A 19,539-nucleotide genomic window follows, 5' to 3' on the forward strand; every position below is an offset into this window, starting at 1 on the left:
GGATAATCCTAATTTGGTTCACCCTGAGCTCGTCAAAGGGCGAACCATCACCTTACACAGAGTTCTTCTACAGGGCTCAGGATGAATCCAGTTGTAATCATGGTGAGCGCGTCGAACCATCATGCCACCGAAACCCTTCTCACACTCGGAGCCTGCCAGTCCGCTTCACCAGAAAAGACGACGTCATCGACATCCTGTGTAAACTCCTGACACTTGAGCCACGTCGTCCACCCTAATCGAGGAGCAAAGATCTCCGTCTCTTTCAACTTACAAGCGGGTACCTCTTCAGCTTTCAAAATGAGTCGTACGTCGAAATTGAGATCCTGCCCTGCAAAAAATCTAGTCAGCTGCACCAACGCCTTATACATCTTTCCGGATGGGACCATCTTCGTAAAGTCAGCCAAGTTTAACGGCCCTATATTAAGATGGAACCGAGCTTGCTGATCCCAGATATGCGTGCCAGCAACCGCCGTTTCTCCCAGAACATTATTCATTTCTCTTGACGAGAGTTTTGTTTGATCCTCCCCCGAGAGGTTGAGCCATTCACCAATGAATTGTTTCACCATCACCGGGAGTTGAAAGTAATCCTGTAACATCTGTTGGAGAGAGGTGGCAGAACGAGGACGTTGCCCCAGCAAGCCGACATATCCCAAAAGTGTCGAATCATGGAAACCCAGGTTTTCTTTCAGTCCTTTGGTCCCCATCCCCATCAACGCCATAAGCGATGCTGAAATAGGATCGTTGCCTTTTTGCCTTCCCACCGCCCGCTCATACAAATTGGGGACATAATGTTTTTCCCAAGCGCGATAAAAGAGAGAGACAAATCGATGGGTAAACAAATCGAAAAATTCTAAGAGTGTTCGATCTCTTTCTCTCAGACGATCCAAGACCATTTCGGTGTAGTGTCGGGGAAGAACCCCTTGAGGTCCTGTCAGCCCCATGAAGGCCACGGTCATATGAAGAGGTTCGTCTGGCCTTTCTCCAGCTTTCACCTCATAAATTGGGCTTGGAGGAAAACTCAGGGACGGAAGAGAATGGAAACGAACGACTTCTCGGCCAGGAGAAGCTTCCCTCCCTACTGGGTCACGCTCTGGATTCAGCCATTCCAAAACGCGAATAGCTTGGAAAAAGTTGAACCGATATCCTTCTTCCATTAACTGTTCTTGAATTGTTTTATCCGGCATATGCGTTCAACTCTCTTCTCTTAGTAGGACCTTACCCTTTTCCTAACGTCACTTTTCCGAAGTTCCTTGAAAAGCGTTGCCAAAGTGAACCATGATTGCTTACTTTTCATGCTGAGCCCGTCGAAAAATTCATGGTGAGCCCGTCGAAAAATTCATGGTGAGCCCGTCGAAAAATTCATGGTGAGCCCGTCGAACCATTCATGCTGAGTTGTTCGGCAAGCCTGTTCTGAGTTCCTCGACTGCGCTCGGAATGCACTTGTCGAAGAGCTCACAATGTTCGAGTCGAATCCATTCATGCTGATCCTTCGACGAGCTCAGGATGACTAGTTAAATTTCATAGTGAGCTCGTCGAACTATCGTAGCTATCCCTGAGCTGGTCGAAGGGTCGAACCAATCATGGTTCACCCTGAGCCCGTCGAAGGGTGAACCATCACAATAAAGTCTGCTCTCCTGCTCTTGGTGGCCAACGTCGTAATGCCCTCTCTCGTTGTGTCGTGTAGGCCACCAATTCAACAAACGAATTAATGGAGGTATAAAGACCTAAAAACTTTTCTAAAACCGAGGCAAACAGAAAGACTCCGCTTCCAACAAATTTATCCTCATCAAATTTCATACTGACTTCGAGCCCACGACAGAATCCGTTCCAGTCCATGGACGAGGGCCGTCGTACGACTCGTCGACTTGTCACGTTCACGATTCCAGCAATTTGTTGCCGAACGGCGGGAGAGCCCCCATAATCGTACAGTTTTAAGATTTCTTGTAAAGCATCCTGTCCCCCTTGCCCTAGCGATAAATAATTGAGGGAAAGATGCGAGATCAGCCGCCATTGATTGGCGCCACCCCAAGATGGACGAACCGACTTCGTGGGCTTCACTAAATACCGGATTCGAGACAGTGGGGCTGCATCTTCGAGCTCAAAGTAGCCTCCCTCCTCACTCATCGGAGGTAATTTTCCAGGCAGATCACGGTTCGTCCCCGTAATATGCAGAGTCAGCGTATCGGTAGCTGGCAACTTTGGATTAAATTTCAAATCGACTAATGAGATGTACATCTCACTTCCATCATCACCTTTTTTTTCAGATGGGCTTCTTTTGCCATACCAATACACTTCTTGTGGAGCTTCCGTTTCCGCATGCTTCACAGAATAAAACGGCAAGACAGTTTGGACGGATTCCCGATGTGGTGACGTACAGGTCACCGAATCGATTGAGTAGACTTCCATGGCTTTCTGTCGACGAACATCTGGAATGACACGGTATTCAAATTGTGTCTGATCAACTCGAATCGGTTCTGCTACTTGCTCAAATAGATTGACGATTGGGGCACATCCCAATCGAAAGAGTCCGGGATCAATAGCCTGTCCGATTTCCGGAGCTTGATCCATGAAGATTAAGACTTCGATCGTATCCCCAAATCCGGCTGCGGTGACTCGTTCGAGTTCGCAGAGATCAAAGAACAGAAATTTCTGAGGAAATGTGAAGTATTCTTGAAGAAGTCGATAGCCCATAAAGGAACGGGACAGATAGGGTAACAGTCCCTCATCCGGGCCAAACCCCACAGGCCGAAGACTATTTGACGATAGTTCGATTGCCTTCGTCTTGGGGCCCCCTTGAGCTCCCTGCACTCGAATACCGCATTCTTTGTTGAGCAATAATGTATTGTTCAGCAATAACTCATAGACATGATGCGTGATATGGGGCTCACCATGTAGATAGAAACGGAGCCGATCAAGTGGCAAGTCACTAAAACTCACCCCTCCCTGACCCTTCAACACCATACGAAGAGTCGTTTCAGCCTTTACCCCGAGCGGAGTTCGGTCAGGTGGTTCAAACCGGACATCTGTAACTTCGATAGGCCAAAGCGTGGTGGGGTAACACGTACGAAAACGGCATTGCGTTCCACCCACGGGACGAGAATACAACATCGCTCCCCGCTTAATCGTGTAGCCGGAAGTTAATTTTCCTTGCATCGGATCAGGAACAAACTGGACAACCGACATTGAAGGGATTGGGGCCAAATAATGCGGATATAAGATGCTCAACAAGGCATCCGTAATTTCAGGAAATTCATCATCGATTTTATGATGAATCCGTGCTGTCAGAAAGGCAAAGGCTTGGATGAGACGTTCCACATGTGGATCTTCACACTTACCGGTTTCAAGTCCCAATCGCCCAGCAACTTTAGGATATTCCTGCGCAAATTCCTGCCCCATTTTCCTAAAAAAGCTGAGTTCACGTTCGTAGTAATTGAGAAGGTTATCTTGCATAATATAAAAACTTCGTGAAACTGCCGTAGTTGTATATCTAGCCTTCCTACTCGATCGTCAGTGAGTCGTCATATCCTATTTGCATAAAATTTGCCGTACTCCACGCTAGTTGCTCTGCACATCATATGTGGCGGTACTTAATTGCAATACTGCATCAAACGTCACAGCTTCAGGATCTGGTTCAACTTGCAACAGCGCGTCAATGCGAAAGTGCAAAGATTGATCCAGGCCTGTCGGATCCAGAACTGTAACCTCCACAGATTTGAGTCTTGGTTCGAACGTGACGATCGTGTGCTGAATAACTCTGCGAATCTTTTTTCGATCTTTGTGACTCATGAGGCTCATGGCCGTAAAGTCGGGAAGACCGTAGTACAATAGCGATCCATCAAGCTCTTTAAAGGCAGCAGGTAATTCTTCCAGAAGTTCTCGTCTGGAGTTCAATAATGATTCAATATCGCGTGACACTGACTGCTTGAACTCTCGAATCGTATACGATGTCTCCTGTACCCGTCGGGTCCGTAAATATCGAGGATAGACATCTTCCAATAGATAGCGATTAAGAAACATGAGTCCCCGACCATCAGGTTTTTCCTGAATCAACCGAATCGTCGCTTCGGCCAATGAAACTTCTCGAAATCGTTCTGGTTCATAGAGGCATTCTCCATCGACTAGCTTGTTGAGCCCCTCAACAATGCCTTCTTGCAGAAGGCCAGGGACAGGAGCCCCGCTATTCAGGTTCTCCAAACTTCGTTGAATTTCAGAATTCATCTGCTCTCGAATATGAGCCGATACAGAGTCTTGAGCTTCTCGCAATTTCAACGCCAATCCGCCAGGGTTAACGAGATCAAACAATGTAAAGAGGGGAGAATTAATACGAGGATCATCGTCTATTAAACGATCCAACAGTGAAGGGGATAAGGTAGACGTGGAATCTATGATGGCCATAACGAAACGTGCTCTTCCATTATTCCTTTGGTCAATCGATCCTTTCACCTGTTCTATTGAAGATCTCAGCATCACTATTATTTACGGTTTTGCCTCAATCTTCATAAGAATTGCCAAGAACAACAGTCCATTCTTGAATAGTGGGAGGAAAAGGGTGAACAAAAAGGCTTCGCAGCTTTGAGCACTTTGTCCGTCAGCTCGGCCACCCGACATCAGAATCATGGGTGATCCTTCGACGGGCTCAGGATGATTCGTTAAGAAGCTGAAAGCCAATGCATGCTGCACTATGAGTTATTTGAAGAGTCGAAGCGTGTTGTGAGTCCGTCAGGGCATCTCACTATCGCTTCATTTAAGAAGACTCTTTGCCTCAGCCTTGTCCCTCCCGAATCAAGAGCAGTGCAAAAGCGAAGCCAATGCACCCTACTTTGTACTGGAATAATTCAGGCAAGGATAACAGTGGTTATGAAATGTTGACTTGGGGAAGGGATGAGTAATCGGCTTCTTGAACTCTCATGAAACGTATCCATTCAGATACAGGGTGTATCTAAATGGATAAAAACTCTGATTCTTATAGACAACAGGTTTTTAATGAGAACCCAATGAATATGACGATATCGAAATCAAAAAATCACTAATTGAATTGACCTGAAAAAGAGCGCGATGCCACACAAGGTTGGAAATTGATTGAAACATCTTAGGGCTTTTCCCACCACGTACCCATAAGATCATCGAAGGCAAGGGCGATATTCTGTCAGGCTCACTGTTTCATTAATAAACGCTCAACAACTCAACGCCATTTTTACTGTAGCCTTCGTACTTATACAGATATCATTCGAGGTGTACTTCGCGACGTTCATCGTGAATGATCCATTGCTTAATGTTACGATTGGCTTTTACTCGAAACGGATCGATAAGAATCAGCCATTCAAGATGTTCAATTTTTCCGTTACGAACACCCACGATTTCAATTTGATGAACTTCGTCACCATCCCGAACGCGGACTGGTTGCGGATCATTCGCTAAGGAAACGGCTGTGGTGATACCAGTCCAAACGAGTCCGGCTCCACCACTGACAAACCCAACACTGATACCCAAAAAGGTAGTAAGGATCGGATAGCTCTCTCCACCCGAAAGATCCTTATTTACCGATTTTCGAAATTTTTCGTTCTTTGGATTGAAGGAAAGCAGCTTGCGTCTTACGACATTCGTTTTTAATAGGTTCACATCTGGATCAGGAATCTGAACGTAGTGAGGCCCTTTGATCCAGCTACGCACTCGTTTCCCTTCGATTAGTTGCAACGGATCGCCCGTCATCGCGAAGCCGCCGCCAGCCTGTTCCGCCTTCAACCCAGCGATCGTTGAGGACATCAGTTTTCGATCAGTCTTCGCGGGAAGTTTAGAAAGTTTAGACAAAAGTTCAGATTTATCCACTATTGTACACTCCAACATTGAAAACATTCTTGTTGACTAGGATGGACTAGCGATCATCTATTCAATTAATAGTCGATCTAGCACTTCCGATTCTTCGCTCATTCCGTATAGGACTGGGACATAAACCGTCCATGCTTCCTTGACTTCCCAGGGGCCCTCGCACCCTGGATGAGCGGGGATGAGAGGGAGCTTCTTTTCCTACTCATTAATCGGTCGCGGCCTCCAGATTATAGGACGTGGTCGCGGTGCCGTAGCGCCAGGTGGCTTTTCGATAGCTGAGACAGATATTCTCATTGGGCCGAGTATCTCCCGTCGTATACCCCACCTGCACGTTCGTGATGATCACTTTTTCACACGTGATTGTCAGATAGGCTTCTGAGCCCGCCACCAGGTTTAACTCCACCTTGTCGTACTGCGTCTTATTCGCACAGGCATGCGCCAAGGCTGGACTGCCGTTATCCATGACCTTGCTAATATTGAGATCGCCAAACATGGTCACCCGCCCGGTGATTTGTTCGCCTTCTTCCCATTCGCCGGCTTGCGACACGCCATACGAGACCGCCTGCACCACGATTTGGTCTGTATACCCATCTACCGTCGCGTTCCCTTTGATGGCGCCGCCTCCGATGTCCAGAAAGCCATTTTGTTCGATTGCCATGATTCGTTCCTCCTAAACAAATGTTTAAGAATAAAATTTATTCTAGACGAGAATCCGCTCTATTAAATAGCCTATTCTCTTCTAACCGCTTGCTACTGCTTGATGATTGAGCAAAAGCGATGCCAAGGTAAGAAAGAGCCCGTCTTGGATTTTGAATGTGGCGTAACCACCTGAGTACACTCTATTTTCTAGAAAGTATATTGACTCAATCAAAGAACGACTGTTTAGATCATTTTGTCGTCTAGCGTTCAAAATCTTTGAAATCTTTCTGTAGATTTCAAAGATTCATCAGTACTCCACGGCATAAATCTATATGGACTTTCTCTCTCTTAGAGACGAGATAAACAAGTGAGTCACGTGTCTACTTAAACAACAAACAAATCGATCTGCATGCTTCGACCCTTCGACAGGCTCAGGGCGAAAAGTGCTACGTTGAACGACTCACTTTGATAGTTCGACGGACTCATCATGAATGACCAATCGATTCATCCTGAGCCTGTCGAAGGATCACCATGCTTCAAGACTCTTCGGCAGTTTCGTTCTGAGCCCCGTCGAAGAACTCAGGATAAATGAATATCAACGAGGTCGTTATCCCTTAGCCGGCGGTGGCAGCTCGGCCACTAGCCGCAGTGACACCGTCAGTTCATCCAACTGGAAGTGCGGTTTCAAGAAGGCTACGGCTCTGTAGCATCCTGGTTTCCCTGGCATCTCACTCACATCAATTCGTGCTTCTTTTAAGGGATATTTCGCCTTCACATCTTGCCCAGCCTCTTCCGTGCTCACCACATAATTTTTAATCCAGCGATTCAAATAGTCCTCACAATTTTTTCTGGTCATAAAACTACCGATTTTATCCCGCATAATAGATTTTAGATAATGAGCAAACCGTGAGGTCGCCATGAGATATTGCAACTGCGTTGATAAGCGAGCATTGGCATTGGCTGCATCCGTATCGTATTTCACCGCCTTTTGTGCCGATTGTGCTCCAAAGAAGGCCGCATAATCAGTGCCTTTACAATGGATCAACGGAATAAACCCAAGATCAGCCAATTCTTTTTCGCGTCGATCGGTAATGGCTATCTCTGTGGGACACTTCAGGGCAATTTCGCCGTCATCCGTATTAAACGTGTGAGTCGGTAAGCCTTCGACAAGCCCCCCACCCTCAACACCTCGAATCGCGGCACACCAGCCATACTTGGCAAACGCATTGGTTAGACGAGCACCCATAGCATAGGCCGCATTTCCCCATAAATACTTTTTGTGGTCTTTCCCATCCACATCCTCTTTAAAATTGAAGGCTTCCACCGGCACCGTTTCTTGTCCATACGGCAATCGCATGAGAATGTGAGGCAGGGTCAAGCCGACAAAGCGAGAATCTTCAGATTCTCTAAAAGACTTCCATTTGACATACTCCACACTCTCAAAAATTTTGGCCATATCTCGTGGATTGGGAATATCCGTATACGAATCTAAATTGAACATATGCGGGTCTGCCGCAGAGAGGAAAGGGGCATGCGCGGCTGCAGCGACATTGGAAATTTTCTCGAGCAGCTCCATGTCTTGTGGGCCTCGCCCAAATTCGTAGTCCCCAATCATGGCACCAAATGGAGCTCCTCCAAATGTGCCGTATTCTTCTTCATAGATTTTTTTAAACAACGCACTTTGGTCAAATTCCGATGCTTTTTGAAGATCCTTCAGGAGATCCTGTTTCGACGTGTTCATCACTCGAAGCTTGAGCATCGTGCTCGTTTCTGACTGTTGGACGAGATAGTGTAGGCCACGCCATGACCCTTCTAACTTTTGAAACTCTGGGGCATGCATGACGGCATTGAGCTGGCGGGAGAGCAGCTCATCGATATCCGCAATACGAGCACTAATCGTTGCCTCCACATCCTTCGAGACCGTCAATGTTCCCTTCATCACTTCTTCGATGAGCGTTCCGATCTGTTTCTTGGAAGCATCTCGTTGCTCTTGGTCTCGACCTATTCGCCCATCATCAATAATTTGATCGAGCAGACTTTTTTCTTCCTGCGTGGTCTCTGCTGTTTCCCCTTGTGCTTCTTGAACTTTGTCAGCCATCTTCATCCCTCCTTCGCCGGTTCTGCCCCTTCAGCACCAGGGGATTCAACGCCAGCATCTTTGGCCACTTGTTGTAGACTGTCTGTGTTGCCAATGATTTCTTGTAACCGTTCGCTGAGCCGATCGTTTCCATCGGTTTTGGCTAATAATTCAGAGAGTTGCCGCCGCACATCCAGAAGTTGCTTGAGGGGTTCAATTTGATTGACCACATGTTCAGGTTCAAAATCGTCCATCGAATCAAATCGGAGTTCAACACCCATCTTCGAATCATCATTCTTCAGTTTGTTCTCCACATTGTAGACAAGACGAGGCTTCATCCCTTTTAACACTGAGTTGAAATTATCTCTGTCAATTTCCACAAACTTTCGATCTTTTAATTTCGGGAGAGGGTCTTCTGGTTTGCCTGAAAGATCGGATAACACTCCCATGACAAAGGGGAGCTCTTTCATTTGTATGGCTCCTCCCGTCTCGACGTCATAGGTAATGTGAACTCTTGGTGATCGAATTCGATCCAGCTTATGTTGTGTACTTTCCTTCCCCATAAGATTTCCCCTTTCTTATTTGTTCCCAAAATTAATTATGACTTGGGCTTCTCATCCTTCAGTCCCAAGGTTTCTCGAACATTTCCAAGAACATCTTTACTTTTAATCACTTCATTCAACCATTCATCCAGTGGCATTTCTCCCCAGTTTGTGGCACGTTGAACTAAGTAGGAGACGGGGCTATGTGGTTCTGTTCTCCTAAAAAAGGTCGCAACAGCAGCCAATCGTCGAAGAGCATCAAGTCGATCAGCAGGCTCAATACCTCCAGAATGCTGTATTCCCGTGCTTATTCCAGGATTCACGCTTTTAGACACCTGTTGAACATCACCTTCCTGAGGAGCCTTTATTTCTGGACTACTCATGCCCGCCCCCCCTTTTTTTTGGATCGTCTCCTCCAAAAACACACGGCAATTGGCAACGACTTCCTTTACATTTCTGATACTAGGCCTATCTGGACTGTCCTCGCCAAATTTCTCCTGTATCACTTGGTCCAAGCTTTGAATTTCATCCGCGCATTGATTCACGTCCTCCAACAACGCCAAGCAATGTGTGAGAGGCGTGGCGACTTCAGCCTTGTCCAACTGCTCTTTGGTGACCTTCCCTTCGGCAACCGCCTCCGCCATCGCCTTTTGACTTTGACGTCCTAAATTATCAACGATTCGAGATTCCTCCCAATGATAAAATGAATACATTTCTCCGTCGGGGGAATGAAGTATCGGTATAAGTTTGACGGTGGAGGGGAAAAACGGCGATTTTTCTTTTTCATTCATCCACTCGATCGGCGAAGCTCGAAATTCCCGATCTCCATCTTCTATGATTGGATAGAGAGATTCCCAAAATCGTGCATGAAGTTCTCGAACTAATTTCAATCCGTCGCGAAGTCCAGCAAAGTAATGGCGTTTGACTAATGCCTCGAGCAACCACACGGCGACTTGAAGATCTTTGCTTTCAGCGGATAGGACTGCTGTCGAAATTTCGATAACTTTTCCCCAATCTGCAGTCTTCGGCGCACCTTTGGGTTTCCAATCACCTTGAGGCAAATCATCGTCTGCACGACGAGCCTCTTTGATAATGTCATAGCGCGTGTATCGCACATCAGCGCCAGCCGGATTCTCGCCAGGAATAGGAATCAACAAGGATTCAACGTCAATGGTAGGCGGCGATGCCATTTGTCACTCGTTCCCTTCCGACAATGGTTGACTATCAAATTCAACCTCGTGAACTTCAAGCATACCGCGATCTTGACCATCGATAAGAAAGAGACGTTGTCCAAGCCCTAACGTCACTCTTCCCTCGAGAGATTCCCATTGGGTCATTCTTCCTAATCGAACCTGATCATTATCAGAATTTGCCGAGTTGACGTATAAGACAGGGATGAAGGCCGGGCCGATCGGGCCATTGACTCCTTCCATGTCAGCATGAAGCCAAATGAGATCTCGAAGATATTTGGGAGCTGATATCACTATGCGCTTGATTTGTTCGAAAGGCACCCAAGCATACGAATCCTGTACGATGACCTCCAGAAAGGGAGAAATCCGATCATCAGCGTCCAGAAATTCAGTGAAAGGTCGGCCATCCGCATGACCAGTGAGAGGTGGTCGCTGTTGCTCTGACGCTTCCAGGAAGCTCTTGGCTTGCGCTACATGACCCATGCGCAACGATGACATCGCATCAAGATGAAACTGGACATATGTCGGTTTTTCAAAGAGAAAATCAGGCTCTTTTTCGGCGTAAAAAACCTGTCGCCTCTTCTCTTCGCCTTTGAGAACGTTTTGATAAATCTCGATCGCCAGCGCAGTAGAACTGTCTTGATGCGCAATGACATCCAGTTGTCGTTTCCCACCTTCTCCGTCCCCAACCAAACTCAGTAATTCAAACAACAAGGTTCGTAACTGGGCGTCAGACGGATGGGCTTTCACTTCCTGCTTGACCTCGGCAAGAGCCTCAGTAAGTTTTCCTTCATCAAGTAAGGACTTAGTCTTCATCATAATCCCATTGCCATTCACACCGTCCTCTCGCGACTCAGAGCGTTTCGTATTTCTGTGAGTGAAATCTTCGATGATGTATTCATTGTGAGTGCCGCCTCTGGAAGTTCATCTGTGACATGATCAAGGCTGTCGCTGTGTTGAAAAGGTTGAGAGTCATCATTGGTATTTTCATGAATAGCCGTATCCTGACTGTGACGCGATGCCTGAACGAGGCCCAGAAATATCTTTGGAGAGGCAGGTTGAGTCGTGACAAAGAGATACGGCATGTCGGCTTTTGGATGATGGACCCAGAAATACATTGAACCATTTCCCTGTTCATCCCATAGTTTGGATACGATTTCTATCCAAAATACGACATCAAATGCACTAAGAGTTTCTCTAGTTCGAAGCGGAATTCTGATGCTTGTGTCTGTTGAAGCCCCCTGGTCATCACGCAACGAAACCAGATGCTGCATCATAACCTCGCGAATATTTGACCTTCCCGTTCCAGCATCCTGTTCAAATATATCGTCAAAGAACTGAGGGACAGTGTGACTTTGAAGATATGTCTCGTATGCATCCTGCTGATCTTTCAATTCGGGAAATTCAACATTTTGAATTTGTGATCGAAATGTTTGAACATTTGAATTTTCCCATCCTCTTTCAGCCATCTCTCGAGCATGCTGTAAAAAATCGGCACACATCGCCGGCACTAAATACAAGGGTTTACTCCATTCCCTTCTATCTGTGCAGATGAACAACAAGAACGGAAAAGTGCGCCCAGCTCGATCCTGTTTCGGCGAAACGATACCAATTAAAAGTTCCTGATTATCTGGAGAAGTGAAGACAAAGTTCCATGTATCCATTTTCAGAAAATCCTCGCTCCACCCTTTGTGTTTGGTACGAGCATAGTGAATTCCCTCTTGCAACCACTGATCAAAGGCCTGCAGCGCACTCCCTGACGCATTCACCTTAATGAACTCAGGAGAAATGGGCAGCTTGCCAAAACATCCGATCTTCATGAAACGTCCTTCCTCAGACCTGCTTTAAACTCGACGTACAGGAAAACTTTTCGAAAAAATCGGGATGGAACGGATTTCTTGCACTTCGAGCTTTCAGATCGTATCGAAGATGCAATATCTTGGAATTGCTTGATTGAAACGCCCATTCGATCTTGAATGCGGTATCACTGATCGGCGTTATTCGTGCCCCGTCCAACAATCGAAACAATCCCCACCAGCCTTTCGCTTCACGCGGCTCCCAGGCACCATTCACTTTGACTTGAAGAGCAGCACCGCCAGATCCAGAGATTCCAGGCCACACCAATTGTTCCCATTCTTGAGGGCCCATCTGATACAGCATTTCTTGCTCTCCGAGAGCCAATCGGATTTCACTCACCAACGGAGCCGCGAGTCCTTGGTCAGGATAGGGAAAAAGATCAAATTCGACATGAGGACCGGATTGACCAGATGGAAACAAACTCTCCGAAAGAAATCGCGCATGTTCTAGTTTTTGAAGGACGGTTTCTGAAATCGGAAGCACAACTCCACGCCAAGGCTTGAGACGCCATCCATCTTGTCCTTGATGGATGAAGGGCTTCAATTGCTTGTCGAAAAAGGCCCAGAGAACACCACTTTGCGGATGAAAAAACTGACTCACATCATTAAGTGCCACGTCTTGGCCTGCCCGTTGAAATGGATAACGGCCAGCGATCGTCTGCTGACACGGCACAAACACCTCAGACTCCCATTGCGCATTCAGCACCGACAAGGAACGATTCATGACACTGCGCATCGCAATAGTCAGAGGTTCAAGTAGGAGCGGTTCGACAAGACGTCGCATATGTGGGTCCAACTTGAGACTGAGTTGTTCAACCTTCGTCATCGGGCGTGTCAAATCGTTCGCCTGTCCTCCTGCAATGGCTTGAGCCAGAGCGATCGGATCTTCGACGCTCCCGTCGGGCAAGACCGCTTGAAGAACAGCCCGGACGTTTTGCAATTGAGCGACATATTCCGAGACCGGAGGTTTGTCATCCTCTTGACCTGGCGGGACATCGACAAAGCGATGAATAGACCGAAATTCTCGATATACCGGATCTTCAAACGCAATTGCTGTCGTTGAGCTTTCCGGTAATGATTCCTCCCATAACAACTTACGTTTCATTTTTTGTATAAAACTTGAGTCACTATCGCCTATATGCATCATTGCATTTTGCATTAACCCCGTATTCACGCGAACTTGCTGTAGGACAAGCGTAATGGGAGACGGTTGCACACTCAGTTGCTCCATGAGTGTCAAGACATCTTCCACCGTGCCAGCTGAACGCACGTGCACTGATTGAAGAAACCGTTGCCAGTGTTTCGAGTAATCTCCGAAATAGAGCGCCTGAACCGAATTGGTCACCTCGCCTTCTAACGGTTGGGTTTCGCCCAAGACCCAATATTCCCGGCTGAACTCATTCAGTACTCGAGAAAGGGTCGGTCGAAACGCGACCTTCCATCCATTCCTCGTATAAATCCCTGGAATTTGATATTCACTTATTAAACTGCCTTCACCCTTTCCTTCTAGCGCAACATCCAGAGAGAACGGTTCAAGTGGTTCTGTCGCTCCATTGAGTGTTTGTGCATAGAGTCGTTGCGTGACTGGAATACGTCGTAAATAGGAACGTACCTTTTGAATAAGTGATTGATCCAGATCAGCTTGCATGGTCGCATCGCCAGCCATGTGATAACTATAGAAACGGAGGATCCGTTTAAACGAGTCAACAAATACCTCCATGTTCCCTTGAGCTGCAAACATCGATGGAATGAGGCTTTGAGACCAAACCTTCTGAAGTTGATGGTCGAGAAACTCAGAATCCAGATGAGTGTTGTCCGCCATCATTAAATAGGCTTTTAAGAGCGAATAGTGATTCGCTTCATAACTTGTGTCCGCACTAAACCTGATAGCATGCGCAAATAGGCCCAGTTGGCTTTCGACGATCTTTTTCACAGGCCGCGCTACCAGCAGATCAAATTCCCGACGATAGAGCGTTTTCAAGGGTTCGACAAGACGATCCCCCTCGTAAAATCCCCATAACCGAATCGGAAGCGATCCTTCGTCATAACTACTCAGTTGCTCCACACGCTCACGCATACGATCCAGACCAGTGATACTGGTGATATATTGAGGGGAATCGAGTTCATGAGTTCCTTCCCCTCGAATGAGAGGGAGGGCAACAGCTTCATCAAGGACCGAACCAATCAGAAACTTATTTCCCAAATAAGACGACGCGAATCCGAAAAGACTTAATCCAACACCCAAGATGGCTGCCCCAAAGACTGCGACACGCACATAGCCGCGCTGACGAAACACACTCGAGGAAGGATTTGACAGGCCTCGATCAGGGAAAATGACGTCGGTAAACAAGTTTTTTATAAAATAACTCTTGGGTTCCCCTTGCTCCTCTTTCTCTGATTGCACTCCCTGCAATCCAGCAGCTTCACTCACGGTGTGAATGATTCGATCGATAGGATTTCCCTCTTGGGTCCCGCTCGTAAAATAAAACCCTCGGAAGAAGGGACTTTCTTGATACGGGTTCTGATGAAACAATAGTTCGACGAATCGATGAAGCGCTGTCTGACATGTCGCAAACTGTAAAGGGAACCCTAACGCTCTGATCTTCTCTGAACCTCTTGCTGACATCAGTCGTTCAAGCCGCCAGGTTTGCAACGTCTCCAAGAGTTGACAAAACTCGCCGTCAAATTGTTCCTGAGGAGACGCATCCGACACCGTTCGTCTCTTCAAGGTACTCCCCCAAATCTGTTCGCGCTGTGCAACCGAAAGATTTCCAAAGAACTGGACAAACCCGTCTAGGAGGTCGCATTTGGTAAACACGAGATAGACGGGAAAGACCATACCCAGTCGTGTCATCAATTCATCAATACGCTCACGTATGGTTTTGGCATGAGACTCAATATCCTGGTCCGTCCCTTGAAGCAAATCAGCGATACTAATCGCTACAATGACGCCATTAATGGGTTTGTGTTTTCGGTATTTTTTTAGCAAGTCGAGAAATGAAAACCATTCCTCTCGATCTTCTTCTTCTGTCGTATACCGACCGGCGGTATCCAACAACACCGCTTCGCTTGTGAACCACCAATCGCAGTTACGCGTCCCCCCGACGCCTTGCACCCCTTTCCGATTTTCTCCAAGATACGGGAAGTGCAAACCCGATTCTCTCAGTGCCGTGGATTTACCGGATGCAGAGGGGCCAATGAACATGTACCATGGCAACGCATAAAGGGCGGATTGTCCACGATATTGTTTCCCTAACTTCGTCTGCTTGAGCGTGGACATGGCTTTCTGAAACTGCGTTCGTACGGCTTCAATCTCGTCTTTTTGATCGCTAGTCGCTTGGCTTCCAAACTCTTCGCTTTGCTGATGAAGTGATTGCTCCAACAACCGCGCACCCTGCTTCGCACGGTAACGATCATAAACGAGAAGTAAGATCCAGGAGAGAAGAATTCCTCCGATTAAGACGATTTTGACGGGGTCATCTTGCAGCCCGAGCGATGTTCCGCCAAACCAAATCAACAGGCATAACAGGATGACGCCAATCGCAACCAGCAGGTGTGGTCGACTCAAGAGAGCCAAAAACAGGTTTTTCGGAAGAGAGAAAAATCTTCTCATGGATTGGCCTGTACCGCTAATGTGTGTATTCGATCTGCCACGCTCAGACTCTCTTGATGAATCAACACCGAAAGCGCCACGTAAAAGAAGAACACGATGGAGACCGCACCAACGGCGACGATCCATGCAGGCAGATCCCGCTTGACGACATCGATAATTTCCTCATGCCGTTGACTATGTGGAGATAACGGCGAGGGACCTCCTCGCTTTGCGTGAATTTCACGAAACAGATCATGCCGAAGATCTTTCAAGCGCTCTCGTCCATGAACCTTGTACTGACCTTCAAAGCCCAACGTGAGACAGATTAAATACACTTCGAGCAAATCAGGATCAACTGGGAGTGCTTTTCGCAATGACTCCAAACGATTGAAAAATTCTTCCCCGGCGATGTTGGTTTCAAAAAATTGGTATTGTAGGGGTCGGGACGCCCATTCTTCCTTATGCGCCCATCCAGAGCTAAAGATCATCTCATCCAAAAACGCAATCACAGCAAAACGAGCATCGAGCAACACATCACGAGGGACCCCGATTTCCACGCCTTTCCCGTCTGCGTCATGTAGTAACTGCTCAAGACGTATGCGAAACGAATCTGGAGAACCAAGGTCCCGCGCATATTTGACTTGGGTCCCAAGTACGAATAAGTCGGAAAAGATATCGACGAGGACACCTTGAGATGATTGCGTCAGTTGTGGCATGGCTTTACTCTTTTGTGGCAAGCAATTCCAGTTCGACCCCCTGCACATCACTCGGGAGGTACACCGCCAGGATTTGAGCCTTCTTCACGCGATCCCAAAAGCCTCCATGGTTCTCCAAACTGAAATATTGATAGCCAGTCTTCGAGGGAATACTCGCCGGCGGTCTGGGAATATGATGAAACTTTATCCCAGGCATAGCGGCATTCAGAATCAGGTCCATATCATCCACCGCTCCAACCTTCACTCGCTTTAGTATCATTGAGCGAAGGTGATCTTCAGAGTCACCACCGACCACAGACAGGAAAAATTGTCCCTTATTAAGTAAGGCTTCGTCTGCGATCCGCCCCACCCACAGATATTCACCTCGTTTCTCAAGAGGGATCGTGACATATCGCGTAGGCGTGATGTGTTCCACTACATTGCGAATTCGATGATCTAATTCACGAAAGGATCGGTTCAAATTCGTGTGTTCATATTCCGGCAAATCCTTTGGGTGTGAATCTGATGACAAGACGGCAAGTTCTCCAGACAATCTTGCTAATGTCAGGTACAACCCTTCCGGATGAATTCGACCGACGTGGGTGTAATGAGATAAGATCGGAATATATGAATAAATGGTATGCAGCATGGAAAAACGTAAGAGATCCATGCCTCCATGCTCACGTATCCCACGTTGCTGATCGGCTAGGGCGCTACCCATCGACACCAGAAGCTCCAATAACGATCTCACTATTCGCATCAACGACTCGCATCCAGACATCCACAGCAACGGAGGAATGTAGGCATCACGTATGACCACCGTCCCGCCGGGTGTGCGAATAAGTTCCGCAATTTTCATAACACATGAATCTGGCATGTCTTCCCCTGAAAAGAATACGCGTAAGTTTTTTCTCGCCACCATAAGCTCTCGAGCATTTTCTCCAGTGTTTTGATCGGGAAGCGACACGTACTCCCCGGTATATCGTGATCGTCTTGAACTGGCAGTATTTCCGAGATCACAATTATTCATTCCCACGTGTTCCATGGAAATGCCCAGATACACATCCAGATGTTCTAGCGAAGGCAGGAAGAATTCTCCGATCGGACGCGTTTGTGGCGTAACATCCAAGTCAGGAATCCGAACTGGTAACCCATCAGGCAACACAGCACGTAACCCCAGCAATGTAAAGTTCTCGTTGGCAAGCCCGTCACGATCGATATCGATCTCACATACTCCCCAACCAAAAGGCATCAGTCCTTGAATTTTGTCTGACAACAAACCTTCATAGTACCGATCCCAATGCTGGAAATGATGAGGAGTCAACAGCATCCCCTCACTCCATACAATCTTGTGTCGTGCATCCATGAACGGCTATCCCTTTTGAGTTAGTTCAAAATGTCCATCACTCGATCTGCAATCCTGTATCTCAGTGGTTAGGCACAAGCTTTCTTTAGCCGATTAATCATCGTCAAACGGTCGTAGGCTGTTCTCGTCAAAACGAAGCTTCACTTCTGGTGTACCAAATGAAAAAAATCCAGGCTCTTCAATCGGAATAAGCATTCGCCACATATTTGGTATATGCTTACGAAACAGACCCATAATTCCGATGTAGTTTTCTTCTTTTTCTTGATCCGCCGTCATCTCGACAATATGTTCGTCATCTGGCTTCAACGTCATATCCATTCGTCGTATCAGACCATCGCCAAGAACCTCTGAGTCTCGTTTCCACAGCTCTTTGAAGGTAGACTGATGAAATCGATCCTTGAACCGCAAGATATAGATACGGACAACCAGTGGGGATGGTTGTCCTCCTTCTGTCAGATTCAACCGATTCGTTGAATGCATGATCAGCTCGAGTTCCTGTTTGGTCGAACCACACGCAACAAGCAGGGATAGCATCCCTCCACATAGCGCCCACATCAACCAGTGATTATTGCGACGTTTGCTGACCATAGACACTGAGGTATCCTTTCCCGAAATCTTCGCGCAGGACGTGTTTCATGGTATTGGCCTCTTCGTTCAGAAGGCTTTGATGTTTTGTAATAAATCGATCCCACGCGCGGCCCTTATTCAGCACCCCCGAAAACAGTGGATTCAGCCTGAAAGTCGAACGTTTCGCCTCCGATTCAAGTGTCACCGGATCTAGCTGCCGGAGGATTCCCCTCACACATTCGCGCAATCCCGCCATGACTCCCATTGGTTGCAAGGCGAGATCTTGCAGAGCTTCGCGTAACTGTCTCAGAACAACTTCAAAGTCGGCATCAGATCGTTGTTGATCAAAAAGATAGGATGTAATTTCCTCAGTAGAATCTGCCCACTTTATTGGATTTTGATTCTTCGATAAAATTCTCGTCACTTCGACTTCCATTTCCTGCTGAAAGATACGTCTGGCATTCAATGCATCAGTTAACGCTTGAAGAAATACGGTGAGCAGCGCTTCAACACGAGCTGAGTTCACAGCACGGGATGTGAAAGATTGAGAAACTTTTGGTGCGTGCGTCTCAACATAATTCGATTGAGCGGACAGTGTTGTGAGGATCTGTTCCTGTTGGTATTCCGTGTCAGGAAATGTTGCTTCGACATAGGCAAGCAGGCTCTCAGCTTCCAGCGGCTCCAATCCTGCGGTCGCTTCGGTCAGCACATTTTTTAAGGCCGTCACTCGTTCATGGGGTTGTTGATCAATCAGTTTTCGTGAGAGGGTCCTCAATTGTTCGACCACAAGCTCGAAACGTGAAGAGCTTGACGATAGACAAATCGTGGCATCCGAATCATCGTTTACGCCGGTCAACTGTTGAGTCACATCTGCAGGATGAAAGACTAGGACATATGGACCAATCCCGATTTCATCACCTTTCGACAGTGGATAAGCTTTTCCCGTTTCCAACAGCTCACCATTCAGTTGACTACCATTCGTACTCCCGACATCTTGCAAAACACATTGATCATGTGAAGAACGAATTTCTGCATGTCGAGACGAGACGAGCCGACGAGCATCCGGCAACACCACATCATTGACTTCACCTCGACCAAGCTTGATAACCGGGGCGCTCAACACATTCTCCAATGATGGAGGCAGCACATCCGCACCGGCTTTCATGGCTAGATAAAATTCCATCGGCAG

The 19,539-nt window shown here is 47.2% G+C and carries 15 protein-coding genes; all 15 read right to left on the reverse strand.

Annotation, left to right across the window (positions count from 1 at the left end; translation table 11 throughout):
- Window positions 1-119: 119 nt before the first annotated feature.
- On the reverse strand, window positions 120-1,184 hold the full coding sequence (gene tssG, locus ACWQXP_RS13610; RefSeq protein WP_454063418.1) for a type VI secretion system baseplate subunit TssG: 1,065 nt from the start codon (window positions 1,182-1,184) through the stop codon (window positions 120-122).
- Between the two features lie 430 nt (window positions 1,185-1,614).
- A complete protein-coding gene (tssF, locus tag ACWQXP_RS13615; RefSeq protein WP_454063419.1) occupies window positions 1,615-3,450 on the reverse strand; it encodes a type VI secretion system baseplate subunit TssF in 1,836 nt (611 codons plus the stop codon).
- A gap of 105 nt (window positions 3,451-3,555) precedes the next feature.
- Window positions 3,556-4,395 (reverse strand): type VI secretion system baseplate subunit TssE, encoded by an 840-nt coding sequence (gene tssE / locus ACWQXP_RS13620; RefSeq protein WP_454063420.1) that lies wholly within the window; start codon window positions 4,393-4,395, stop codon window positions 3,556-3,558.
- A gap of 828 nt (window positions 4,396-5,223) precedes the next feature.
- Complete coding sequence (locus tag ACWQXP_RS13625; protein ID WP_454063421.1) at window positions 5,224-5,826, reverse strand: hypothetical protein; 603 nt, start codon at window positions 5,824-5,826, stop codon at window positions 5,224-5,226.
- Between the two features lie 205 nt (window positions 5,827-6,031).
- The gene (locus ACWQXP_RS13630; RefSeq protein WP_454063422.1) at window positions 6,032-6,484 is read right to left on the reverse strand and encodes a type VI secretion system tube protein Hcp; all 453 of its coding nucleotides are present in this window, start codon (window positions 6,482-6,484) and stop codon (window positions 6,032-6,034) included.
- A 588-nt stretch (window positions 6,485-7,072) separates the two neighbouring features.
- Window positions 7,073-8,563: a type VI secretion system contractile sheath large subunit gene (gene tssC, locus ACWQXP_RS13635; protein ID WP_454063423.1), complete on the reverse strand. Its 1,491-nt coding sequence runs from the start codon at window positions 8,561-8,563 to the stop codon at window positions 7,073-7,075.
- 2 nt (window positions 8,564-8,565) lie between these two features.
- Window positions 8,566-9,105 carry a type VI secretion system contractile sheath small subunit gene (tssB, locus tag ACWQXP_RS13640; RefSeq protein WP_454063424.1) on the reverse strand — a complete coding sequence of 180 codons (540 nt, stop codon included), beginning with the start codon at window positions 9,103-9,105 and terminating at the stop codon, window positions 8,566-8,568.
- Window positions 9,106-9,140: 35 nt separating this feature from the next.
- The gene (gene tssA, locus ACWQXP_RS13645) at window positions 9,141-10,274 is read right to left on the reverse strand and encodes a type VI secretion system protein TssA (protein ID WP_454063425.1); all 1,134 of its coding nucleotides are present in this window, start codon (window positions 10,272-10,274) and stop codon (window positions 9,141-9,143) included.
- Window positions 10,275-10,277: 3 nt separating this feature from the next.
- Window positions 10,278-11,093, reverse strand: coding sequence for a type VI secretion system accessory protein TagJ (locus ACWQXP_RS13650; RefSeq protein ID WP_454063426.1), 816 nt, complete (start codon window positions 11,091-11,093; stop codon window positions 10,278-10,280).
- A 14-nt stretch (window positions 11,094-11,107) separates the two neighbouring features.
- On the reverse strand, window positions 11,108-12,094 hold the full coding sequence (gene tagF / locus ACWQXP_RS13655) for a type VI secretion system-associated protein TagF (RefSeq protein ID WP_454063427.1): 987 nt from the start codon (window positions 12,092-12,094) through the stop codon (window positions 11,108-11,110).
- Between the two features lie 13 nt (window positions 12,095-12,107).
- Complete coding sequence (gene tssM, locus ACWQXP_RS13660) at window positions 12,108-15,743, reverse strand: type VI secretion system membrane subunit TssM (RefSeq protein ID WP_454063428.1); 3,636 nt, start codon at window positions 15,741-15,743, stop codon at window positions 12,108-12,110.
- On the reverse strand, window positions 15,740-16,438 hold the full coding sequence (icmH, locus tag ACWQXP_RS13665) for a type IVB secretion system protein IcmH/DotU (RefSeq protein WP_454063429.1): 699 nt from the start codon (window positions 16,436-16,438) through the stop codon (window positions 15,740-15,742). The genes tssM and icmH overlap by 4 nt, the downstream gene beginning before the upstream one ends.
- Before the next feature lie 4 nt (window positions 16,439-16,442).
- Window positions 16,443-17,783: a type VI secretion system baseplate subunit TssK gene (tssK, locus tag ACWQXP_RS13670; RefSeq protein WP_454063430.1), complete on the reverse strand. Its 1,341-nt coding sequence runs from the start codon at window positions 17,781-17,783 to the stop codon at window positions 16,443-16,445.
- 93 nt (window positions 17,784-17,876) lie between these two features.
- The gene (gene tssJ, locus ACWQXP_RS13675; RefSeq protein WP_454063501.1) at window positions 17,877-18,371 is read right to left on the reverse strand and encodes a type VI secretion system lipoprotein TssJ; all 495 of its coding nucleotides are present in this window, start codon (window positions 18,369-18,371) and stop codon (window positions 17,877-17,879) included.
- Window positions 18,349-19,533 carry a type VI secretion system-associated FHA domain protein gene (locus tag ACWQXP_RS13680; protein ID WP_454063431.1) on the reverse strand — a complete coding sequence of 395 codons (1,185 nt, stop codon included), beginning with the start codon at window positions 19,531-19,533 and terminating at the stop codon, window positions 18,349-18,351. The genes tssJ and ACWQXP_RS13680 overlap by 23 nt, the downstream gene beginning before the upstream one ends.
- Between the last annotated feature and the right edge of the window lie 6 nt (window positions 19,534-19,539).

The sequence above is a fragment of the Candidatus Nitrospira salsa genome, from assembly GCF_965152625.1.